Raw genomic sequence first — 21,763 nt, 5'->3', positions numbered from 1 at the left:
GAAATGGACAACATCCGCAAGGCTTCCGAGGTTTGCGCTGAAACGATCGCCCAGGGCGGCGTTGTGCATGTCTTTGGTTCCGGCCATTCCGTGGGCTTCGGGATGGAGCTGGCTGGCCGTCCGGGTTCGTTAGTGCCGTTTCATACGATTGTGACCAGCGATTTCGTTCTGCATGGCAAGGTTTCGTTAGCGGAATTTAAGGATCCGGACAACATTTTTGAACGTCGTGCGGATATTGCGGACCGGCTGTACGATTTATACGACATCCGTCCGCAGGACAGCTTTATCATTATATCCAACTCCGGGATTAACGGCGTTGTCATCGACTTTGCGATCAAGGCAAAGCAGGAAGGTCATAAGGTCATCGTTGTGACCAGCTGGCAGCATACCAGCGCGGAAGCCAGCCGTCATCCAAGCGGCAAGAAACTTTATGAGATGGGCGACGTGGTCATCGACAACTGCGGGCCGCAGGGTGATGCGTTGATTGAAACAGGCAAGATCGAAAAGATCTGTTCGATTTCTTCGATCACCGGCGCGTTTATCGCGCAGTCGATTACGACGGAAACCTGCCGTCTGTTAAGCGAGAGAGGCGTGGAGCTGCCGCTGCTGCTGAGCGAAGACAGCGAAGAAAACCGCAGGCATAACGCAGAATTAAGACAGAAATACGTGGGCCGTATTTAATAAAGGAAAAGGGAGGTACTAAAAATGTACAATTTTGAATACATGAACAAGGTCGAAGAACTGCTGCACAAAGTGGATGACACCAACAAGGAAAAAATCCAGGAGCTGGCTGTCAAGTTCGCCGACAACATCAAGAACAATCACATCATCCATGTCTTTGGCACAGGTCATTCGCACATGATCGGCATCGAACTGTTCTGCCGTGCCGGCGGACTGGGCAATGTCAACGCGATTCTGGATCCGGATGCACTGACGAACTTCGGCGCTCGCCGCAGCGGTGCGATGGAAAAGGTTTCCGGTTTGGCGGATGTTATTTTTGATCAGTACAAGATTGACAAAAATGACATCATGATCATCATTTCCAACTCTGGCCGTAACGCGGTTCCGGTTGAAATGGCCATGCGCTGCCAGAAGGAAGGCGTCTACACGATCGCGCTGACGAACCTGCATCAGTCGCAGAACACGACCAGCCGTCATCCAAGCGGCAAGCGTCTGTTCGAATGCGTTGACTGCATTCTGGACAACTGCGTACCTGACGGCGACGCGCTGATGAATGTCGGCGGCGTAGCGACGGGCCCGGGCAGCACGATTTCCAGCATCTTCGTTCTGGATACGATCGTAAACGAAGCGTTAAAGATCCTGGCGGCAGAAGGCTGCGAACTGCCTGTTTTCCAGAGCCAGAACGTCGATGGCTTCAACAACGATGCGATCTACGCGAAGTACGAAGACCGCGTAAAACATTTCTAAGCAATAAGTTAAGGAACTCCGCGGAGTTCCTTTTTTAACAACCTGATTTTCATCACGAATCAAGGAATTGCAGAAGGGCTAGGCCATAGCATTATTTCTAAAATTACGTTACAATATTCCCTAGATACAGAAAGGGATGGCAATATGGTAAATAAACCGATCCTGCAAGGAACGCACAACACCCGCGAGTTAGGGGGCTATCCGCTTAAGGATGGTGGACAGACAAAGAGAAATCGGTTCCTTCGCAGCGATTCTTTATGCGGTTTAACGCTGGAAGACCGGCAAGTTTTAAAGGAAAAAGGATTATCGTTAGTCGTTGATTTACGCTCTGAGTTTGAACAGGAACAAGCGCCGGATCCGAAGCTGGGCGTAGAGCATCTGAGCTTTCCGCTGTTGGACCAGGTGAATTCCGGGATGAGCGCCTCGGGTTTTCCCTCCGATATGGGTCAGGTTTATATCGGCTTACTGGATCACAGTCAGAATACGATAAAAAGAGTATTTGAAGCGATGGCGGACACCGCAGGGTGTATTCTGTTCCATTGCACGGCAGGCAAGGACCGCACAGGCGTTACGGCAATGCTGCTGCTGGACTTGGTCGGGGCAGAGGAAGACCTGATCGTTGAGGATTACGCGGCAACCGCTTTGTATCTGAATCCACATTTGAAGGATCAGCTGGCAATGCTGAAAAAGATGGGAATCAAGGATCCGGACGCCGTTTTGGGATCGCCGAAATCCAACATGATCCGCACATTGGACCATTTGCGGAAAACGTATGGATCGGCTGAAAAATATTTAAGACAGATCGGCCTCAGTGATGCTAAAATAGAAGTATTGAAAGAATCATTGCGGGAAAGGGTGGAGTGAAAATGGATAAGCATACGCAAACGCTGCGGTGGACGCAGATGCTGCAGGCGAAGAAAAAGCTCGAAGACCATCAGTTTCAAGTCGATCTGTTTCCGACACAAAAAGAATGCCTTGAATATTTGAAGGGGCTGCTGAAAGATCAGGTATCGGTCAGCGTTGGCGGGTCCATGACGTTATTTGAAACCGGCATTCTTGATTTTCTGGAAAACAATCAGGACATACAATATCTGGATCGTTATCACAGCGATCATCCGCACGAGATTTATCACGCGGCGCTGTCCTGCGATTATTTTCTGACCAGCACCAACGCCGTTACGATGACAGGTGAATTATACAATGTGGACGGCAATGGAAACCGCGTTGCGGCCATGATTTATGGGCCGGAACACGTGTTGGTCATCGCCGGCGCCAACAAGATCGTCAAGGATCTGCAGGCAGCTCAGGATCGTGTAAAGACCCTTGCGGCTCCGGCCAACTGTGTTCGTTTAAATAAGGATAATCCGTGCACAAAGATCGGGTATTGCGCCGATTGCCAATTACCGACCCGGATTTGTTCCGCCGCGGTTACGCTGCAGCGCAGTCATGTTCCAGGACGCATTCATGTCTTGTTGATCAACGAAGATCTCGGATACTAATTCAATATTTTTCAGGCGGTCGATTTCGGCCGCTTTTTTATGACAATCCATCCGCATAAAGAAGGCGACAGAAGTTTGTCAGACTGGCTGAGAATCGACCCTTGAAAAGTGGAAACAAAGTCACTTCCTTTCAGTAACGCTATGTGAAAGTAGAAACAATCCCGTTTGTTTCTTGACATTTCCGGGTGAACTTTGTATCCTTTAAACGATTCTTGTCGAAAGGGGAGATCGAATGAACTGGTATGTACTGTTTGTCCGCGGCGGCATGGAAGAAAAAATCCGCGATTTTTTTCTCAGCCAGGGACTGCATGCCTTTATTCCGAAGATGAAGGTCGTCTTCAGAAAACAGGGAATCTCCGAACTTGTCGAAAAGATTATGTTCCCCGGCTATCTGTTCATTGAAAGCGAGCTGGAACAGGCGGCGATGGACGAACAGATTAAAGAACTGCGGATGCAGAAAACGGGAATCGTCAAGCTGTTGAAATTCGATAAAGAAGGAACCCCGGCGCTGCGCAGCGAGGAGAAGGACTATCTCGAGCGGCTGCTGGGCAAAAATAAGGTGCTGGAACACTCCACCGGTCTGATTCAGGGCAATCAGGTCATCATTACCGAAGGCCCGCTGCAAGGCTTCGAGTCGCAGATCGTGAAGATCGACCGGCATAAGCGGAGAGCAGTGCTGGAACTGGAGCTTTGCGGTCAGCCGACGCGCGTCAGCGTTTCGCTGGAAATTGTTCAAAAGATTGATTAAGGGCAGGAGAAATTCCTGTCTTTTACTTTTGTTATGACGAGGATGCTGGTATAATAAAAGACAGTTTTGAAATGGGGGATACCATGTCGATCGAACACTGCATACTGCCTGAACATTACCGCTCGCTGCTTAACCAGAAAGAAACCCAGATGGCGATCAAGCTTGTCAAGGATACCTTTGAACGCAAGCTGGCGGACAACCTGCGCCTGATCCGCGTCAGCGCCCCGCTGTTTGTTGAAGCCGCCAGCGGTCTTAACGACAACCTCAACGGCGTGGAGCGCCCGGTTCACTTTGACGTCAAGGAGACGCAGACCGAAGCGGAAATCGTTCATTCGCTGGCGAAGTGGAAACGGCTGGCGTTAAAGCAATATGACTTTGGTCCCGGCGAGGGCTTATATACCGATATGAACGCGATCCGCCGCGACGAAGATCTGGACAATCTGCACTCGATTTACGTCGATCAGTGGGATTGGGAAAAAATCATCCTGCGCCCTCAGCGGACGCTGGAGCAGCTGGAAGAAACCGTCCGCCTGATCGTGCGCAGCTTAAAGGAAACCGACGAAGTGCTGTGCGCCAATGTGCCGCAGATCACGCCGATCATTGAAGAAAAAGTCAAGTTTATTACCGCGCAGGAACTGTTGGACCGCTATCCGTCGTTGACGGCGAAGCAGCGGGAAGACGCGGTCACGAAAGAATACGGCACGGTCTTTATTGAACAGATCGGCGGACTGCTGAGCAACGGTCAGCCGCATGACGGGCGGGCGCCGGACTATGACGACTGGCAGCTCAACGGCGACTTGCTGATCTGGGACGCCGTTTTGAATCGGGCGATGGAAATCTCATCCATGGGCATCCGTGTCGATGAGGCCAGCATGATCGATCAGCTGAACAAGGCCGGCTGTCCCGAACGCGCGGTGCTGCCGTTTCACCGCGCGTTATTGGCGGGGGATCTGCCGTTAACGATGGGCGGCGGCATTGGTCAGAGCCGGATCTGTATGCTTCTTTTGCATAAGGCGCACATCGGCGAAGTCCAGGCTTCGCTGTGGCCGCCGATCATGCGCAAGCTGTGCCACGATAACGGAATCGAGCTGCTTTAATAAAGCCACGGTCATTCAATTCAATTACAACACAAGGAAGGAACCCTATGGAAATTTTTAATCTTATTTTACTCCTGTTTTTTGCCGGTGCGTGCGTCTGGCTGATCCGGATTTTGCTGCGGCAGAAGAAAGCGATTCAGATTTACTGCTGCTTCTGGACAGCGTCGCGGATAATGATCCTGATCGCCGCTTCACTTTGCTTTCTGCCTTTTCTGGCGCTGGACTTCAGCCCGATGACGGTTCTGCGCTCGGTCTTAATGGCGGTGGTCATCATCATGTTTGCGCTGATCAGCGACGGCTTAGGCAGCGACGGCTTCATGTATATGGGCAGCGCGGTGCCGTTTGACGCGATTACTGAATATGATGTGAAGGAAGTCAAGAATAAATGCAAGGTTGTGATGACGGTCAAGGAAGTGGACAAGAAGGGCAAAACCTCTTTGACGCAGCTGACGTTTGACTTTAAGAAAGAACAGAAGGACGAGGTCGCCAATCGTTTAAAAGCGGCGATCGGCAAAAAATACCGCCGGATGAAGCTGGAGCGTTAAGGCTCTCGCTTCTTTTTTTCTGTGGGTATTGCGGCTCTGTCGTCTGAGCTTTCTGGCTTCGATATTTTCATCCTTATATTATAAGGCAGCGAAATATTATAAGACAGCTTACCCTGCGGCAGACAAAGCCGTCTCCGCCGGCAGCATCGCGGTAGCCTCCAATCGCAGTACGTTTCTTTCGATGACGCTGGAAAAGGGAAAGATCATCGCCAGCTTTGCCGACGCCGAAGCAGCAGCGCCCCGAAGCTTGCCTCAATTTTAGGTAAAATCTCAACAAAACGGAAGAAAAAGCCTTTTTTTGCCTGCGTGTTTATGGTATTATATCCGCGTGAAAGGTGACTGGTGAGCAATGACAACGATGAGCATTTCCATGGAGGATACTTTTCATAAAAATCAAAATTAAGCATGGGTGTTTTGCACCTGTGTTTTCTTTTTGACGTCTTGGTGATTTTGTATAATCGTGGGAATAAGGCTCACAAGTTTCTACCTTGCTGCCGTAAACGGCAAGACTACAAAACGAAGGCTTTTTTGTTTTTGTTTTGTAGACATTGGAGGTTCTCTGATGTCTTTTTCTATTTCTAAATTCAAGGAGGAGTATGAAAATGGAAGAAAAAGCAGTAGTTGGGATCGTCATGGGTTCAATGAGCGATTATGAGGGAAACGTTTCATTCACCTGTGAAACACTGGAATCCTTCGGTATTCCGTATGAAAAGATTGTGCTGAGCGCGCACCGCACGCCGGATGAAACGATCGAATACGCAAAAACGGCGTATGACCGCGGATTAAAGGTGATCATTGCGGCTGCCGGAGGCGCGGCGCACCTGGCGGGTGTGATCGCCGGCTGCTCGACATTGCCGGTAATCGGCATCCCGATGAAGACCAGCACGCTCGACGGTCTGGACAGCCTGCTTTCCATCGTTCAGATGCCGGCCGGGGTTCCAGTAGCGACTGTTGCGATCGGCAAGGCCGGATGCAAAAACGCGGCTGTGCTGGCGGCGACGATGCTGGGGGCGTTTGATCCGGAAATGCACAAGAAGATCGAAGCGCACAAAGCGGACATGAAGAAAAACGTCTTAGAAAATATGAAATTCTAGAAATGGAGAAGACCATGAGTTTGATAAACAAGCGTATCTTTGTAGAAAAGAAAGACCGCTTCCGCACGGAGGCCCAGGATCTGTATAACGAATTAAAGGAAAATCTGCAACTGAGCGCCGAAGGTCTGCGGCTGTTCAATATTTACGATATCTTCGATATTGACAGCGAAGATTACGAAAAGGCTAAGAAAACCGTCTTTACCGAGGTCATGACCGACACGCTTTACGAAACACTGGATTGTCAGGGCAAGACGGTCGTCGTCTGGGAAACCCTGCCGGGTCAATACGATCAGCGCGCCGACAGCGCGATGCAGTGCGTCAAGCTGCTCAATCCCGCTTCCGCCTGCCGGATTACGACCGGAAAGCTGATGATGCTGGAAGGGGAAGTCGACGGCGAAATGCTGAAGAAAATCGAAGCCTACGTCATCAATCCGATCGAATCCCGCGTCAAGGATCTCTCCCGTCTGGCGGTCGACCAGAATGTCGACGTCAAGCCGCTGGAACAATTCCCGCATTTCATTGAGATGGACGCCGCACAGATTCAGGCATTTGTGAAAGAACATGGCTTAGCGATGAGCGAGGCTGATCTGGCTTTGGTTCAGCGCTATTTCCGCGAAGAAGAAAAGCGCAATCCGACGGAAACGGAAATCCGCGTGCTCGATACCTATTGGTCCGATCATTGCCGGCATACGACGTTTGAAACCTGCTTAAAGAACGTGACGATCACGACCGACCGCTTTGGCGAGCAGATTCAGCAGGCCTATGACCGCTATCTGCAGCTGCGGCATGGGTGCAATCGGGATGAGAAGCCGCAGACGTTAATGGACATGGCGACGATCAACGCGCGCGACCTGCGCCGTCAGGGAAAATCGCCGGAGGTTGAGGTCAGCGAGGAAATCAATGCCTGCAGTGTTTTTATCGACGTCGATCACGACGGTCAGACTGAAAAATGGCTGCTGATGTTCAAGAATGAAACGCATAACCACCCGACTGAGATCGAACCATTCGGCGGTGCTTCCACCTGCATCGGCGGGGCGATCCGCGATCCGTTAAGCGGACGTAGCTACGTCTATCAGGCGATGCGCGTCAGTGGCTGCGGCAATATTTTAGAGAAACTGGAAGACACGATTCCGGGTAAGCTGCCGCAGAAAGTGATCTCCAAGAAAGCGACGCACGGCAATTCTTCATACGGCAACCAGATCGGTCTGCCGACGACGCATGTCCGTGAAATCATCCATCCGAGCTATGTCGCCAAGCACATGGAAGTCGGCGCGGTCGTCGGGGCGGCGAAGGCGGAAAACGTTGTGCGCCAGTCTCCGGAAGCAGGCGACGTCGTCATTCTGTTAGGCGGTAAGACCGGCCGCGACGGTATCGGCGGGGCGACCGGGTCCTCGAAGGAACACAATTTAAAATCCTTGGAAGTCTGCGCCAGCGAAGTCCAGAAGGGCAACGCTCCGGAAGAACGCAAGATTCAGCGGCTGTTCCGCAATCCGCAGTGCACCCGTCTGATCAAAAAATGCAACGATTTCGGCGCCGGCGGCGTCTGCGTTGCGATCGGCGAATTGGCTGACGGATTAGAAATCCATCTCGATCAGGTCCGTACGAAATACGCCGGCCTAAATGCGACGGAAATCGCGATCAGCGAAAGTCAGGAACGGATGGCCGTTGTCGTCCGGGCGGCGGATGAAGCGAAGTTCATTCAGCTGGCCGCGGAAGAAAATCTCGAAGCTTACCGTGTGGCGGAAGTCACCGATACCGCCCGCTTGGTCATGAAAATGAACGATCAGACGGTCGTCGATCTGGCGCGCCGGTTTATCGACACCAGCGGCGTGCGTCAGGAAGCCAACGTGGAGATTGCCACGCTGGAAGGCGCCAATCCATTTGGCTGCGATAAGCCGTTAACCAAAGAGGCGATCCTGGCAACGATGGCGGAACCGAACGTCTGCTGCCAGAAGGGCTTGGGTGAAATGTTTGACGCGTCGATCGGCTCGACGACGGTCTTAATGCCTTACGGCGGCAAGACGCAGCTGACGCCGGCTCAGGCGTCTGTTCAGAAGTTGCCGGTTCTGGACGGCAAGACGACGACCTGCAGCGTGCTGACCTACGGCTTCAATCCGCGAATCATGGAATACTCGACCTATGTTGGAGCGATGGACAGCGTGCTGGAATCCATGGCCAAAACGGTGGCCTGCGGCGGCGATTGGGAACGGATCCATTTCTCGTTCCAGGAATATTTTGAACGGCTGAATCAGGATCCGCAGCGCTGGGGTAAGGTGACTGAAGCGCTGCTGGGCGCAATGCAGGTGCAGGACTATTTCCAGAAGGCCGCGATCGGCGGCAAGGACAGTATGTCCGGCACGTTTAACGACAAGCACGTCGTGCCGACGTTGATTTCCTTTGCCTGCAGCGATGCGAAGACAAAAAATATCATTACCCCGCAGCTGAAAACCCCGGGCAACCGTCTGGTTGTCTTCAAACCGCAGATCAGTGAAGAGGGACTGCCGGAACTGTCCAGTTATAAGACGATGTTTAAGGCGGTCAGCGAAGGGATCCGTCAGGGCACGATCGTTTCCGCCTATGTCGGAGAAGAAGGCGGCGCGCTGGCAGCCTTGTTCAAGATGAGCTTCGGCAACCGCCTGGGCTTTGCCATCGAGGGCGGTCAGGAGCTTCTGCAACTGCAGCCGGGATTGATCGTCGCGGAAGTTACGCCGCAGTTTGCGGATGAGCGCGCGGCGGTGATCGGCGAAGTGAAGGCCGAGCCGCAATACCGCATCAATGAACTGAAACTGAGCCAGGACGAAGTGCTGGCCGCCTGGATGGGAACGCTTGGTTCGCTCTATCCGGTTTACAGCAAGGGCGAAGCGCAGACGCTGCCGATCCGCGATCAAAAGCGTAAGCAGGATTACCTCTGCCGTCAGTCCAGCGCGGAGGTCCGCGTTCTGATTCCGGTTTTCCCGGGCAGCAACTGCGAATACGACACCCGCCGGGCGTTTGAGGAAGAAGGCGCGAAGGTTACGATCTTCGTGTTCCGCAATCAGAACGAACAGGCGATCTTCGATTCCATCGATCAGATGGCCGCGCTGCTGGACAACAGTCACATCCTGGCGATTCCGGGCGGCTTCTCCGCCGGCGACGAGCCGGACGGTTCGGCGAAGTTCATCGTCAACATCCTGCAGAATGAGAAGATCAAAGCGGCGGTAACCCGCCTGCTGGACCGGGATGGTCTGATCTTAGGCATCTGCAACGGCTTCCAGGCGCTGATCAAATCCGGACTGCTGCCGTATGGCGAAATCCGCACGCTGGACGAAACCAGTCCGACGCTGACCCGCAACCACATCAACCGGCATATCTCCAGCGTCGTCAGAACCCGCGTCGCCAGCACCTGCTCCCCATGGCTGCAGGGCCTGGAATGCGGCGAAGTCTATTCGATACCGGTGAGCCACGGCGAGGGCCGGCTGGTCGCGGACGAGGCGATGATCGAGCAGCTGTTTGCCAATGGCCAGGTTGCGTTCCAGTATTGTGATGAAACCGGCACGCCGACGATGGATCCGACAGCCAACCTCAACGGTTCCGACTGGGCGATCGAGGGTCTGGTTTCCCCGGACGGCAAGGTCTTGGGAAAAATGGGTCATTCCGAGCGTTACTTCACGGATGTCTTTAAAAATATTGACGGAGAAAAGAAACAGAATATTTTCGCCAACGGGGTAAATTACATCCGGGGCAAGGGAGGAAAAGCATGAGCACACAGTACGAAAAGGCCGGGGTATCCCTGGAAGCAGGGTATGAATCAGTACGGCTGATTAAGAAACACATTGAGAAAACCCGCCGCTTCGGCATGATGGGCGGCATCGGCAGCTTCGGCGGCATGTTTGATTTAAGCGCGCTGAACATGAAGGAACCGGTGCTGGTCAGCGGTACCGACGGCGTCGGCACCAAGCTGAAGCTGGCCTTTATGATGGATAAACACGACACGGTCGGACAGGACGTCGTCGCAATGTGCGTCAACGACATCATCGCGCAGGGCGCCGAACCGTTATTCTTCCTCGATTACATCGCGGTGGGTAAAAACCATCCGGAGAAAATCGAGCAGATCGTCAAGGGTGTAGCCGACGGCTGCGTGCTGGCCAACTGCGCGTTAGTCGGCGGGGAAACGGCGGAGATGCCGGATATGTATGATGAAGAGGATTACGATATCGCGGGCTTTACGGTCGGTGCGGTGGAAAAATCCAAAATGATCACCGGAGAGAAAACCAAAGCGGGCGATGTGGTGATCGGTCTGGCTTCCAGCGGCGTGCACTCCAACGGCTTCTCGTTAGTCCGCAAGATCGTTCTGAAAGATAACCACCTCGATTTGAACACGAAGTTTGACGAATTGCAGGACTCCCTGGGAAATACCCTGCTGACGCCGACGCGGATTTATGTCCGTCCGGTGCTGGAGGTGCTGAAGCAGGTTGATGTCCACGGCGTCGCGCACATCACCGGCGGCGGATTTTACGAGAACATGCCGCGCTGTCTGAACCCGGGCTTAGGCATTGAGATTCATCGCGGCACATGGGAAGTGCTGCCGATCTTCCATGTTCTGCAGCAGCTTTCCGGCATGGAAGAAAAAGAGATGTACAACGTCTTCAACATGGGGATCGGCATGATTCTGGTCGTCGATCCGGCCGATGCGGACGCGGCGTTGGAAATCTTAAAAGCTCAGGGTGAAAAGGCCACGGTCATCGGTGTGGTGACCGATCAAGAAGGGATTGACATTCAATGAAGCGCATCGCCGTCTTCGCTTCCGGCACCGGCACGAACTTTGAAGCGATTGCCGACGCGATCGAAGCCGGTCAGCTGAACGCGGAAATCACGTTGGTCGTCGTCGATAAGCCAGGCGCGCCGGTCATTGAAAAAGCGCAGAAACGAGGCATTGACGTGTTCGCGTTTAATCCGAAGGACTATCCGTCCAAGCCGGATTACGAACGTGAGATCATCGCCCGCTGTCAGGCTCACGGCGTGGAGTGGATCGCGCTGGCGGGGTATATGCGGCTGTTGTCGCCGGTGATGCTGGAAGCGTATGATCAGCGGATCGTGAATATCCACCCCTCGCTCTTGCCGGCGTTTAAAGGCAAGGATGCGATCGGGCAGGCGATTGAATACGGCGTTAAGGTGATGGGCGTGACGATCCATTATGTCGACGCGTCGATGGACGGGGGACGGATTATCGCTCAGCGCGCCTTCGCGGTGCAGCCGCAGTGGAGCAAGGAAGAAATTGAAGCGCAGGTGCATGCGATCGAGCATGTCCTGTATCCGGAAACGTTAAAAACGCTGGTGGAGGAATAAAGAAGCTATGGCAAAAGTATTGGTGATTGGCGGCGGCGGGCGCGAACATGCGCTGGCCTGGAAATTCGCGCAGAGCCCGCAGGTGGAAAAAGTCTATGCGGCGCCGGGAAATCCCGGCATGGCGGCGGTAGCCGAATGCGTAGCCATTGGTGTGCTGGAATTTGACAAGCTGATCGCGTTTGTTAAAGAAAAGGCGATCGATTTGACGTTCGTCGGCCCGGAAGTTCCGCTCTGCGAAGGAATTCAGGACGCGTTTGCGGCCGCGGGGCTGGCTGTGTTTGGACCGAGCAAGGCGGCGGCCCGGCTGGAAGGCAGCAAGGTGTTTTCCAAAGCAATGATGCATAAATACAACATCCCGACCGCGGCGTATGCCAGCTTTTCCGATTATGAAGAAGCGAAAACGTATTTAGAGAAGCAGCCGGTTCCGGTCGTTTTAAAGGCGGATGGCCTGGCCGCGGGCAAGGGCGTCATCATTGCCCAGACGCAGGAACAGGCCCAGGTCGCGCTGAAAGAAATGATGTGCGGGGGTCTGTTCGATCAGGCTGGATCTTCGGTGGTCATTGAGGAATACTTAGAAGGCGAGGAGTTCTCGCAGCTGGCGTTTGTCAACGGGACGACCGTGATTCCGATGGAGATCGCGCAGGATCACAAGCGGGCTTTCGACCATGACGAAGGCCTCAATACCGGCGGCATGGGCGCTTACACGCCGGTGTCGCATTTATCCCGGGAAGTCGTGAGGGAAGCGATCGACAAGATCGTCCGGCCGATGGCTGCGGCGATGGTGGCGGAAGGCTGTCCGTTCACCGGAATTCTCTACGCCGGCTGCATGGCAACCGCACGCGGGGTGAAGACGATCGAATACAATGTGCGCTTCGGCGATCCGGAAACGGAAGTGCTGATGATCGCGCTGCAGGACGACCTGTATGAAATCTGCACGCAGGTGCTGAAGCATCAGGAAATGCCGCTGCATTGGTCATCGGAACCAGTCCTGGGCGTCGTTCTGGCCAGCCAGGGCTATCCGGAAAGCTCGACGAAAGGCGCGCCGATCCGGAATCTGGAAACGATAAACACAACGGTGTTCCACATGGGAACCGCGGAAAAGGACGGTCAGCTGGTTACCGCCGGGGGGCGCGTCTTGTTTGTCGCCGCCCAGAAGCCGACGCTGAAGGAAGCGCAGGCCGCGGCGTATGCCGAGATCGCGAAAATCGACTGCGACGCGCTGTTTTATCGTCACGATATCGGTGCCCGGGGACTGGCGGATTAGTTGACAGCGCCCGCTCTTTGCGGTAAACTAGCGATACGGATAGGAGGGTGTCATGACGAAACCCAAGAAAACATTTCAGAAAATCATGGTGATCGGCCTGGTCAGCTTCATCTGTCTGATGATGATCCTGAATACCATTCTGATGTTCTAACCGTTAAGGACAGTCAATCAGGCCGTTCATAAAAGACCGCCGCGGTGAAAGCCCGGGCGGGAATAGAAGCTAACAATGAATCAGGAAGCGGAAGGACAATGCGGAACTTCCGCTTTTCTCTATCGTATCCCCGCCAGGATCTGGATAAGGAGAGGGAGACGATGGAAGGTTAAGGTTTGATAAGGGGGAAGCAAGGTATGGATCAAACAAAAAAAGAGGCGCTGACATCTTCGCTGGCGGTGTTTCCCGGCTATCTGGTCGTCGGCATCGCGTACGGGCTGCTCGCTCAGCAACATCAGATCGGCTGGGGCTGGGCGCTGATGATGAGCGTACTGGTGTATGCCGGTTCGATGCAGTTTGTCGGAATTCAGCTGCTCGCGCAGGCGGCCAGTCCGCTGCAGGTCATCCTGATGACGCTGGCGGTGAATCTGCGGCATCTGTTTTACGGTTTTTCATTTCTGCGGGAGTTCGGCGAACGGGGAGTGCGCCGCTTGTATCTGATCTTCGGACTGACGGATGAAACGTATGGTTTGTTATGTCAGAAGAAGCTGGAGAACAAAGCGGAGCCGCAGCGGCTGTATTTCTGGATTACGCTGCTGGATCAGCTGTGGTGGATTCTCGGCACGCTGATCGGGGCGGCCGCCGGGGCCGTCATTCCCTTTGATACGACCGGGATTGATTTTGCGATGACGGCGCTGTTTTTTGTCACCTGTCTGGATCAGCTGAAATCAGCGGTTACTCCGATTCCGACGCTGGTGGGTTTGATCAGCGCAGTCGCGGCGCTGGTCCTGTTCGGCGCGGACGGGATGATTCTGCCGGCGCTGGTGATGATTGCCGCAGGTCTGCTCGGCTTGCGCCCGGTTTTGGAAAGAAGGGGGCTGAAGGCATGAATTCATCAATGTTTTTAGCGATTCTGTTGATGGCGGCGGTAACGTTTCTTACGCGCTGGCTGCCGTTTGCGGCGTTCCGGCCAGGGCAGCCGATCCCAAAGACCATCGCGTATCTGGGACAGGTGCTGCCGTTAGCGATGATGGCGATGCTGGTGGTGTACGGTCTGCGCTCTACGGACTGGCTGGGATCCAATCATGGCCTGCCGGAGCTTTTGGCGCTGGCGGTGACCGGCGTTATTCATGGCTGGAAGCGCAACAGTCTGCTCAGCATCGGCTGCGGCACGCTGTTCTATATGGTTCTTGTCCAGCAGATTTTCCGGTAGTCTGTAAAGAGAGGGAACGCGAAAATCGAGGGAACAGGGCTTGAAAATTTTCCATTCAAGCCCTGGTGAAAATCTGGTATAATGGGAATACTCAAAAAGGGAAAGGAACTCAGTTATGGAATATTTGAAACTTATCGGCATTCTGATCATCGTGGTCGGATTTGCCTTAAAATGGGACGTCATTGCGGTTGTCCTGATTTCCGGTCTGGTCACCGGCCTGGTGTCCGGTCTGGACTTCGTTCAGATCCTGGAGATCATGGGCAAGGCGTTCGTCGACAACCGTCTGATGTCGATCTTTTTGATCAGCTTCCCGGCGATTGCGCTGATTGAGCGCTATGGCATGAAAGAGCGCGCGGCGGAATTGATCGGCAAGATTAAAAACGCAACGGCAGGCAAGGTCTTATCCATCTATATGGTCGTGCGGATTCTGGCTTCGGCGATGTCGATCCGGCTGGGCGGCCACGTGCAGTTTGTACGTCCGCTGATTCTGCCGATGAGTGAGGCGGCCGGCGAAACGTCGATTAAAAAACCGCTGAACGAAAAGCAGAGCGAGCGGATCAAGGGCTTGGCGGCCGCGGTTGAAAACTACGGCAACTTCTTCGGTCAGAATATCTTTTTAGGCAACAGCGGCGTGCTGTTGATCCAGGGGACGCTGGCGGCGGCCGGTTATGAGGTCACGCTCGGTTCGATCGCGCAGGCGTCGATTCCGGTCGGCATCATTGTGACGATCTTTACGATCATTCAGGTTCTGTTAGCGGACCGCAAGCTGAAAAAGGAGGCGCAGGCGTAATGGATTTAAAAACACTGTTAAACTGGGGCAGCGAGATTGTGTTCTGCCTGTGCGGTCTGGTCAGCTTCAACGCGGCCTGGCGCGGTCTTCAGAATGAAAAATGCCGGATCGGCACGTTTGTGTTCTGGACGATTCTCGGATTGATCTTTATTTTAGGCCCGTATATCCCGTATGCGCTGACCGGTGCGCTGCTTCTGGTGCTGGGCTGCCTGACGGCGACCAAGCAGGTGCAGATGGGCAAGTTTGTGCCGTCGGAGGCGTCGTTCCGCAAGGCGCAGGCGGACAAGCTGGGCAATAAGATTTTCCTGCCGGCGATCACGATCGGCGTTGTCGCCCTGGCTTTGTCAATGCTGAAATTTTCAGATAAGACGCCGGTAATTTCTTTTCCGATGTTATGGGGGATGATTCCCGCGGCTGTGTGTGTGATCTTGGCAGCTGTGAAAGGAATCCTGGCGAGAAAGCTGCCGTCGGAGGAAAAGAAACGGGCCCAGCGGCAAGCGGTACAATGGGCCATCGCGGGTGGTATCTTAGTGGTGATCACGGTGATTTTAGCGCAGCTGAAGTTTAAAGTGGCCGAGGGCGGCGTGACCTTCCCGTCAGCGCTGGCAATCGGTCTGGCTTCGATCCTGGCGTACTTGATCGGCGTGGCGATCACCCGGCCGAAGTTTGCGGAAACGCGTGACGATACGGCGCGGTTATTGATGACGGTCGGCGCGGCGAGCCTGCTGCCGCAGCTGTTAGGAGCGTTGGGATCCGTCTTTACGGAGGCTGGCGTCGGAGCGGTGATTTCCAGTATTATGGCGAACGTCGTGCCGCAGGGCAGCGTGGTATTGGGCGTGATCGTTTATGTTGCCGGGATGGTTCTGTTTACGATGGTCATGGGCAACGCGTTTGCGGCGTTCTCCGTCATCACCGTGGGGATTGGTGTTCCGTTTGTGATCCTGCAGGGCGGAGATCCGGCAATCGTCGGCGCGCTGGGGATGACGGCGGGTTTCTGCGGCACCCTGATGACGCCGATGGCGGCGAACTTCAATATTGTGCCGGCGGCGGTGCTCGAAACGAAAAACAAATACACGGTGATCAAGGCGCAGCTGCCGATGGCGCTGGTCATGATCGTCGTTCATGTCGTGCTGATGCTCGTCCTGGCTTTCTAAGCTTAATTATGTAAAACAGGGGAAAGGCTGGAAATGAAATCCCCTGGAAAGCAAATAAACAAAAAGGAGGAGAAGTTAATGAAAATATTAGTGACAGGTTTTGATCCGTTTGGCGGTGAGAAAATCAATCCGGCCATTGAGTCGGTGAAACGGCTGCCGGAGGTTATCGGCGGTGCGCAGATCGTCAAGCTGGAAATCCCAACGGTTGTTCATCAATCGCTGGCCGTGATCCGGGAAGCAATCCGGAAGGAAGACCCGGATATGATTCTTTCGATTGGTCAGGCCGGCGGCCGGCCGGATATCACAGTGGAGCGAGTCGGTATTAATGTCGACGACTGCCGGATCGCGGATAACGCGGGTAACCAGCCGGTGGACGAACCGATTTATCCGGAAGGGCCGGACGCGTATTTTGTTACGCTGCCGATCAAGGCGATGGTCAAAGCGATGCAGGAGGCTGGAATTCCGGCTTCCGTATCCAACAGCGCCGGGACGTTTGTCTGCAACCATGTGACCTATGGCGTGCGTTATCTGATCGAGACGGAATTTCCGGGCAAACGCTCCGGTTTCATTCACATTCCGTATCTGCCATCGCAGGCGGCGACAAAAAAAGGCATGCCGTCGATGGAGCTGGATACGATTGTGAAGGGTCTGACCGTGGCGATCGAAGCGATGATCGAGCATCAGGAAGATGTGAAGATCACCGGTGGAACGATCTGTTAAAAAAGAAGCAGCGGGGGCAGAAACATGAAAATCGCGTTAGGACAAATTAACGTTAAGCAGGGGCAGCCGACGGAAAATCTGGCGGCCATGCGTGAAATGATCGCACAGGCGAAAGCGGAGAAGGCAGATTTGATCGTCTTTCCGGAGATGGCGCTGAGCGGCTACTGTCTGCAGGACAAATGGCTGGATCAGGATTGGTGCGCGTATCTGGAAAGTCTGAACGACGAGCTTCTGGCGTTGTCGCAGGGGATCGGGATCCTCTATGGCAATCTGGGAACCCGGCCGATCGGTCAGGCGAAGCGCGGGCGTGACGGACGCCCGGTCCGCTACAACGCCGCTTATTTCTGTGCTGACGGCCAGTGGGTGAAACGGGAAAACAGCAGCTTGGATGGGATGTATATCAAGCATCTCAATCCGGATTACCGGGTGTTCGACGATTCTCGTTATTTCCTGTCCGGAATGGAAATCGCAATGCGGAATCAAACACCGGTCGAGGAAGGGCTGCGGCCGTTTCTGTTTGAGAAAGACGGTCAGACCTGGCGGATCGGCGTTGAGATCTGCGAGGATCTGTGGAGCGAGGATTATGCGCTGGATGTGACGGACGTCTATTTAAAGCAGGACGTCGATCTGATCGTGAATCTGTCCTGCTCTCCCTGGACGCTGAATAAAGAACGCTCGCGGGATAAACGGGTGCGCCAGCATGCCGCTTCGGCGCAGGGAGCCTTTGTGCCGCTGGTTTATGTCAATGCCTGCGGGATGCAGAACAACGGCAAAAATGTAATGGTGTTTGACGGCGACAGCACGATTTATGATGAACAAGGTGAACGCCAGCTTTCGCTGAACGATCAGTTTGAGCCGGAGTGCCGGATCGTCGGCCTGCATGAGCGCGGAGTTCTTACGCGCCAGCCGGAAACCAAGCTGATGCGCGCGTTGGTCAGCGCGATCCGGGAGTTTGACAAGCAGATGTTTTCACCGAAGATGAAATGGATCGTCGGTTTGTCCGGCGGGCTTGACAGCAGCATCACTTCGGCGCTTCTGGTTTACGCTTTGGGCGTTCAGCGGGTTGTCGGCTACAACATGGCCAGCCGGTATAACAGCCTGACGACGAAAAACAACGCGAAGGCGCTGGCGGAACGCCTGGGTATTCCGATTCGCGAGGGCAGTATTGAAAAGATCGTCGACGCGACGGTCGATACGCTGCAGGATTATGGCTATCCGCAGGCGGAAGGGCTGGCGCTGGAAAATATTCAGGCCCGGCTGCGCGGCCATTTGTTGTCAAGCTTTGCTTCGATGGAAGGCGGCGTGATCGTCAACAATGGCAATAAGGTGGAAGCGGCGCTGGGGTACTGCACGCTGTATGGCGATGCGATCGGCGCGCTGTCACCGATTGCCGACTGCACGAAGGTCCAGCTGTTTGACCTGGCGAAGCAAATTAACGCGGCGTTTGGCCGCGAGATTATTCCGGCCAACCTGCTTCCGAAAATGGACGGTGACCGCCTGATCTGGGAATTCCCGCCGTCAGCCGAGCTGAAAGATGATCAGCGGGATCCGATGAAGTGGTTTTATCACGACTGGCTCATTAACCGGCTGACGGAGTATCCGGGCGGCCGGGTTGAGGAAATCATGGACGACTATTTGCAAGGGCGGCTGCAGACCAGCGAGATCGGACGCTGGCTTCGGCATTATGGGCTGGACGAGCCGGAAGCTTTTATTCAGGATCTGGAATGGGTGCTGCGCACGATGCAGGGCGCGGTGTTCAAACGAATCCAGTTCCCGCCGCTGATTCTGATCAGCCGCGGTGCGTTTGGCAGCGATGTGCGCGAGGCGCAGATGCGCCCGGAAGCAACGAAACGCTACCGTCAGCTGCGTGAACAGATTCTGGCCATGCCAAAGCCGTGTTAATGAATTAAGCGCATACTCGAATTGAAAAGAAAACGCTGAGGTGAACAGGAATACTCCTGTACGGCTTCAGCGTTTTTCTGTTATTGTGTGTTCGGATCAGTGTTTCCGATCGGCGCTCAAGTCGATCATGTCGGCATAGACCGGTGTCGGCAAGCCGAATCCGCCATGCACCGCCATGACCTGACCGGTCGTGTAGGCCGCATCGTCGCTGGCGAAATAAACCACGGCTGCCGCGATTTCTTCCGGTTTGCCCATACGCTGGATCGGCGTATGCCGCAGGAAGAAGTCCTGGAATTCTTTAGACATGTTGTTCATCACGGCATCGGTTGCGGTCTGGCCCGGGCAGACGACGTTGACGCGGATGTTGCTGCGGGCGGTCTGCACGGCGATATTTTTTGATAAGTAGATGATTGCGTCCTTGCTGACGGCATAACCAATCCGCGCGATATCAGGCGTCAGTCCGCCGATGGAGCTGATGTTGACAATGCTGCCGCCGCCTTGTTTCTTCATGTGCGGAATGACCGCCTGGCTGCTGACGAAAACGCTGGCCAGATTGATATCGACCGTGGCCTGGAAATCCTCCCAGCGCGTGTGTTCAATGTCTAAATCTGTCTTGGGATCGGAGGTGCCGAAATTGTTGACCAGCACGTCGATCCGGCCCTCCAGCTTGAAGACTTCTTCGATCATCGTGCGGTAGGATTCTAAATCGGTCGCGTCGTTATAAACAGTGCGGACGCGGTAACCCATCGCATTCAATTCCTCAGCCCGCTGGCTGGCCCGTTCCAAATTCCGCGCGGCCATGTAAACGATTGCGCCTTCCTTTGCGCATGCCTGTACCGTCGCTAAGCCGATGCCCCGCGTCGAAGCGGTAACCAATACTACTTTGTCTTTTAATCGCATAGTTTTCTCCTTGATGTAATGGTTTAATTATAAACGCGAAGACTGGAAAAAAATATCGAAATGACCGGCCTGTCGTTAGAAAAGAAAACAAACAGAGGCAAAAAGCGGCGGGAAGAATTGAAAAAACAGGGCGAAATCAGGGAATATCCCAAGTTCGTCCTGTTTGTACGGGTTAAACTTCGTTTGCTTATCGGATGGATGCGTCGTAAATAGTCTGGATCGATTCCTGCAGCAGCGCGTTGAATTCATCGTCAGTCTGCTGCGCCTTAAGCCCTTCGGTCAACGCGCGGGAGAAGCTGGCGATTAAGCCTGGATTGCGCGCCAGTTTTTCGTTGGCTTCCTTGCGGGAGTAGCCGCCGGATAACGCGACGACACGGACGACATGCGGATCGTTCATCAGATCACTGTAGAAACCATCAACTGTCGGAATCGAAAGCTTAAACATCAAACGAACATCGTCTTTCAGCGCTTTCAGATGACGTTCAATTTCCGCTTTCAGCAAGATTTCGCATTTTTCCTTGTCCGGCAGGGTAATATCGACTTCCGGTTCTAAAATCGGAACGAAGTCGGCTTTTGCGATTTCAAGACCGATTTCAAATTGTTGATCGACAATCGCGCGGATGCCATCCGGATTCGCACCTTTGATCACGGAGCGCATCTTTGTGCCGAAGATATGCCGCTGACCTGCTCTCTCCAGCAATTCCTTCAGATTGCCGATCGGCTTCATCAGCTGAACGTCGTTCTCTAACGGGGCCAGGCCTTTGTCAACCTTGAGAATCGGGAGAATGCCTTTCTTTTCCCACAGATAGTCGGCGGTGTACTGGCCTTCAATCTGGCGGTCCATCGTCATCTCAAACAGAATGGCTGCCAGAATATGCTCGCTGGTGAAAGCCGGACTGGTGATGATTCGTGAACGCATCTGATGGATCAGATCGAACATCGCTTCCTCGCCTTTGTACTGATCTTCCTCGATTCCATACAGCCGAAGGGCCTTCGGCGTACTTCCTCCACTTTGGTCCAGAGCGGCGATAAAGCCTTTGGCGGAATGCATTCGGTTCAGTTGTTCTTGATTCATGCGAAACCCTCCTTTTCTCTTGCCCGGGATGAATCAGTTCATCTCTAAGTTCATGATAGCACTTTCTTTGTGAAAATACCATGCCCGCAATGCGGCGGTCAGAAACAAAGCACTGCCGCCCGCGGTTATTTTATGATATGATGGTAACGGTGATAGAAATGAAAGAAAAGAAAAAGGATCCGATATTATCAGTTCGGACAAAGTGCATTCAGCTTGATGCTTCCGGCAAAGGGCTTGTTAAAATAAAGGACGAAAAGGTTTTGATCGAGAATCTGCTTCAGGGCGAGGAAGTTGAGCTGGAATATACACGGGGAAGGGGCATTCGAGTCGTATCCGCAGTTCGGCTGACGGACAGTCCGCTGCGGGTGAAGCCGCGCTGCCGGGTGTTTGATCGCTGCGGCGGATGCCAGCTTCAGCATGTCGATTATCCTGCCCAGCTGGATTGGAAGAAGGAAAAGGTCCAGCAGCTTTTAGGACGGTATGGCCGGGTGCATGATGTTTTGGGCATGGCAGAACCGTGGGCTTATCGCAACAAGGTGATCGCGACGTTTTCACTCAGTAAAAAAGGAAAAGTCATCGCCGGGATTTACGAGGAGGACAGCCATCAGCTGGTACCGTATTCGTCATGCTGGATCCAGGATCCGATCGCGGAGAAAATTCTCGCCACGGTATGCGAGCTGATGACGGAATTGCGGATCGAACCGTATGACGAGGATCAGCGGACAGGGTTGGTCAGGCATTGTTTGATTCGCGTTGGGCATGTGAGCCGCGAGGTGCTGGTGTGTCTGGTCTGCGCTTCGCCGATCTTTCCGGCCCGCAAGCAGCTGATTCAGCGGCTGCGCCAGCGGCATCGGAAGA

21 protein-coding genes and 1 riboswitch are annotated in these 21,763 nt (G+C 54.0%); of the genes, 19 read left to right on the top strand and 2 right to left on the bottom strand.

Annotation, left to right across the window (positions count from 1 at the left end; translation table 11 throughout):
* The 18 genes from AC5OW4_RS08675 to nadE form a co-directional block, all read left to right on the top strand.
* Positions 1 to 681, top strand: a 681-nt coding sequence (locus AC5OW4_RS08675) for a sugar isomerase domain-containing protein (RefSeq protein WP_493676883.1), incomplete at its 5' end; no start/stop codon positions are given.
* A gap of 24 nt (positions 682 to 705) precedes the next feature.
* Entirely contained in the window at positions 706 to 1,428 is a 723-nt protein-coding gene (locus AC5OW4_RS08670) for a sugar isomerase domain-containing protein (protein ID WP_072683355.1), read from the top strand.
* A gap of 144 nt (positions 1,429 to 1,572) precedes the next feature.
* Positions 1,573 to 2,292 carry a tyrosine-protein phosphatase gene (locus AC5OW4_RS08665; protein WP_072683354.1) on the top strand — a complete coding sequence of 240 codons (720 nt, stop codon included), beginning with the start codon at positions 1,573 to 1,575 and terminating at the stop codon, positions 2,290 to 2,292.
* A gap of 2 nt (positions 2,293 to 2,294) precedes the next feature.
* Positions 2,295 to 2,927, top strand: a complete 633-nt coding sequence (locus AC5OW4_RS08660) for a lactate utilization protein (RefSeq protein WP_072683353.1) — start codon at positions 2,295 to 2,297, stop codon at positions 2,925 to 2,927.
* Between the two features lie 232 nt (positions 2,928 to 3,159).
* Positions 3,160 to 3,675 carry an antiterminator LoaP gene (loaP, locus tag AC5OW4_RS08655; protein WP_195396914.1) on the top strand — a complete coding sequence of 172 codons (516 nt, stop codon included), beginning with the start codon at positions 3,160 to 3,162 and terminating at the stop codon, positions 3,673 to 3,675.
* Between the two features lie 83 nt (positions 3,676 to 3,758).
* Positions 3,759 to 4,772 (top strand): aspartate--ammonia ligase, encoded by a 1,014-nt coding sequence (gene asnA, locus AC5OW4_RS08650; protein WP_493676882.1) that lies wholly within the window; start codon positions 3,759 to 3,761, stop codon positions 4,770 to 4,772.
* Positions 4,773 to 4,819: 47 nt separating this feature from the next.
* Positions 4,820 to 5,317 (top strand): hypothetical protein, encoded by a 498-nt coding sequence (locus AC5OW4_RS08645; RefSeq protein WP_072683350.1) that lies wholly within the window; start codon positions 4,820 to 4,822, stop codon positions 5,315 to 5,317.
* Positions 5,318 to 5,747: 430 nt separating this feature from the next.
* Positions 5,748 to 5,849: riboswitch (purine riboswitch) on the top strand.
* Positions 5,850 to 5,913: 64 nt separating this feature from the next.
* Complete coding sequence (gene purE / locus AC5OW4_RS08640; protein ID WP_006060424.1) at positions 5,914 to 6,411, top strand: 5-(carboxyamino)imidazole ribonucleotide mutase; 498 nt, start codon at positions 5,914 to 5,916, stop codon at positions 6,409 to 6,411.
* A 14-nt stretch (positions 6,412 to 6,425) separates the two neighbouring features.
* A complete protein-coding gene (locus AC5OW4_RS08635) occupies positions 6,426 to 10,151 on the top strand; it encodes a phosphoribosylformylglycinamidine synthase (protein WP_493676881.1) in 3,726 nt (1,241 codons plus the stop codon).
* Positions 10,148 to 11,173, top strand: coding sequence for a phosphoribosylformylglycinamidine cyclo-ligase (purM, locus tag AC5OW4_RS08630; protein WP_279122430.1), 1,026 nt, complete (start codon positions 10,148 to 10,150; stop codon positions 11,171 to 11,173). The genes AC5OW4_RS08635 and purM overlap by 4 nt, the downstream gene beginning before the upstream one ends.
* Positions 11,170 to 11,736, top strand: a complete 567-nt coding sequence (gene purN / locus AC5OW4_RS08625) for a phosphoribosylglycinamide formyltransferase (protein ID WP_006060427.1) — start codon at positions 11,170 to 11,172, stop codon at positions 11,734 to 11,736. Before purM ends, purN begins: the two co-directional genes overlap by 4 nt.
* Positions 11,737 to 11,743: 7 nt before the next feature.
* Positions 11,744 to 13,000, top strand: a complete 1,257-nt coding sequence (gene purD / locus AC5OW4_RS08620) for a phosphoribosylamine--glycine ligase (RefSeq protein ID WP_493676880.1) — start codon at positions 11,744 to 11,746, stop codon at positions 12,998 to 13,000.
* A gap of 348 nt (positions 13,001 to 13,348) precedes the next feature.
* A complete protein-coding gene (locus AC5OW4_RS08615) occupies positions 13,349 to 14,041 on the top strand; it encodes an AzlC family ABC transporter permease (protein ID WP_493676879.1) in 693 nt (230 codons plus the stop codon).
* Entirely contained in the window at positions 14,038 to 14,364 is a 327-nt protein-coding gene (locus AC5OW4_RS08610) for a branched-chain amino acid transporter permease (protein WP_006060431.1), read from the top strand. The genes AC5OW4_RS08615 and AC5OW4_RS08610 overlap by 4 nt, the downstream gene beginning before the upstream one ends.
* Positions 14,365 to 14,479: 115 nt before the next feature.
* Positions 14,480 to 15,154, top strand: a complete 675-nt coding sequence (locus AC5OW4_RS08605) for a DUF969 domain-containing protein (RefSeq protein ID WP_308559953.1) — start codon at positions 14,480 to 14,482, stop codon at positions 15,152 to 15,154.
* Positions 15,154 to 16,308, top strand: a complete 1,155-nt coding sequence (locus tag AC5OW4_RS08600; protein WP_308559954.1) for a DUF979 domain-containing protein — start codon at positions 15,154 to 15,156, stop codon at positions 16,306 to 16,308. The genes AC5OW4_RS08605 and AC5OW4_RS08600 overlap by 1 nt, the downstream gene beginning before the upstream one ends.
* A 78-nt stretch (positions 16,309 to 16,386) precedes the next feature.
* On the top strand, positions 16,387 to 17,028 hold the full coding sequence (gene pcp / locus AC5OW4_RS08595) for a pyroglutamyl-peptidase I (RefSeq protein ID WP_072683341.1): 642 nt from the start codon (positions 16,387 to 16,389) through the stop codon (positions 17,026 to 17,028).
* A 24-nt stretch (positions 17,029 to 17,052) separates the two neighbouring features.
* Positions 17,053 to 18,930 carry an NAD(+) synthase gene (nadE, locus tag AC5OW4_RS08590; protein WP_493676878.1) on the top strand — a complete coding sequence of 626 codons (1,878 nt, stop codon included), beginning with the start codon at positions 17,053 to 17,055 and terminating at the stop codon, positions 18,928 to 18,930.
* A gap of 96 nt (positions 18,931 to 19,026) precedes the next feature.
* Here nadE and hdhA read toward each other — a convergent pair whose 3' ends face one another.
* Both hdhA and AC5OW4_RS08580 read right to left on the bottom strand, forming a co-directional pair.
* Positions 19,027 to 19,830 carry a 7alpha-hydroxysteroid dehydrogenase gene (hdhA, locus tag AC5OW4_RS08585; RefSeq protein WP_072683339.1) on the bottom strand — a complete coding sequence of 268 codons (804 nt, stop codon included), beginning with the start codon at positions 19,828 to 19,830 and terminating at the stop codon, positions 19,027 to 19,029.
* 187 nt (positions 19,831 to 20,017) lie between these two features.
* The gene (locus tag AC5OW4_RS08580) at positions 20,018 to 20,905 is read right to left on the bottom strand and encodes a fructose bisphosphate aldolase (protein ID WP_493676877.1); all 888 of its coding nucleotides are present in this window, start codon (positions 20,903 to 20,905) and stop codon (positions 20,018 to 20,020) included.
* Between the two features lie 260 nt (positions 20,906 to 21,165).
* On the opposite strand from AC5OW4_RS08580, the gene AC5OW4_RS08575 reads away from it, so the two are divergent.
* Positions 21,166 to 21,763, top strand: a 598-nt coding sequence (locus tag AC5OW4_RS08575) for a class I SAM-dependent RNA methyltransferase (protein WP_493676876.1), incomplete at its 3' end; no start/stop codon positions are given.

The organism is Holdemania sp., from assembly GCF_986127675.1.
The sequence above is the reverse complement of the archived record's forward strand: the minus strand, read 5'-3'. Positions and strand labels throughout refer to the sequence as shown.

Coding starts and splice junctions, on each gene's coding strand:
- nadE (WP_493676878.1), top strand. CDS start 17,053: ATGAAAATCGCGTTAGGACAAATTAACGTTAAGCAGGGGCAGCCGACG.
- purM (WP_279122430.1), top strand. CDS start 10,148: ATGAGCACACAGTACGAAAAGGCCGGGGTATCCCTGGAAGCAGGGTAT.
- AC5OW4_RS08615 (WP_493676879.1), top strand. CDS start 13,349: ATGGATCAAACAAAAAAAGAGGCGCTGACATCTTCGCTGGCGGTGTTT.
- pcp (WP_072683341.1), top strand. CDS start 16,387: ATGAAAATATTAGTGACAGGTTTTGATCCGTTTGGCGGTGAGAAAATC.
- AC5OW4_RS08580 (WP_493676877.1), bottom strand. CDS start 20,905: ATGAATCAAGAACAACTGAACCGAATGCATTCCGCCAAAGGCTTTATC.
- AC5OW4_RS08605 (WP_308559953.1), top strand. CDS start 14,480: ATGGAATATTTGAAACTTATCGGCATTCTGATCATCGTGGTCGGATTT.
- AC5OW4_RS08610 (WP_006060431.1), top strand. CDS start 14,038: ATGAATTCATCAATGTTTTTAGCGATTCTGTTGATGGCGGCGGTAACG.
- purN (WP_006060427.1), top strand. CDS start 11,170: ATGAAGCGCATCGCCGTCTTCGCTTCCGGCACCGGCACGAACTTTGAA.
- AC5OW4_RS08600 (WP_308559954.1), top strand. CDS start 15,154: ATGGATTTAAAAACACTGTTAAACTGGGGCAGCGAGATTGTGTTCTGC.
- hdhA (WP_072683339.1), bottom strand. CDS start 19,830: ATGCGATTAAAAGACAAAGTAGTATTGGTTACCGCTTCGACGCGGGGC.
- AC5OW4_RS08645 (WP_072683350.1), top strand. CDS start 4,820: ATGGAAATTTTTAATCTTATTTTACTCCTGTTTTTTGCCGGTGCGTGC.
- AC5OW4_RS08670 (WP_072683355.1), top strand. CDS start 706: ATGTACAATTTTGAATACATGAACAAGGTCGAAGAACTGCTGCACAAA.
- purD (WP_493676880.1), top strand. CDS start 11,744: ATGGCAAAAGTATTGGTGATTGGCGGCGGCGGGCGCGAACATGCGCTG.
- asnA (WP_493676882.1), top strand. CDS start 3,759: ATGTCGATCGAACACTGCATACTGCCTGAACATTACCGCTCGCTGCTT.
- loaP (WP_195396914.1), top strand. CDS start 3,160: ATGAACTGGTATGTACTGTTTGTCCGCGGCGGCATGGAAGAAAAAATC.
- AC5OW4_RS08660 (WP_072683353.1), top strand. CDS start 2,295: ATGGATAAGCATACGCAAACGCTGCGGTGGACGCAGATGCTGCAGGCG.
- AC5OW4_RS08665 (WP_072683354.1), top strand. CDS start 1,573: ATGGTAAATAAACCGATCCTGCAAGGAACGCACAACACCCGCGAGTTA.
- purE (WP_006060424.1), top strand. CDS start 5,914: ATGAAAATGGAAGAAAAAGCAGTAGTTGGGATCGTCATGGGTTCAATG.
- AC5OW4_RS08635 (WP_493676881.1), top strand. CDS start 6,426: ATGAGTTTGATAAACAAGCGTATCTTTGTAGAAAAGAAAGACCGCTTC.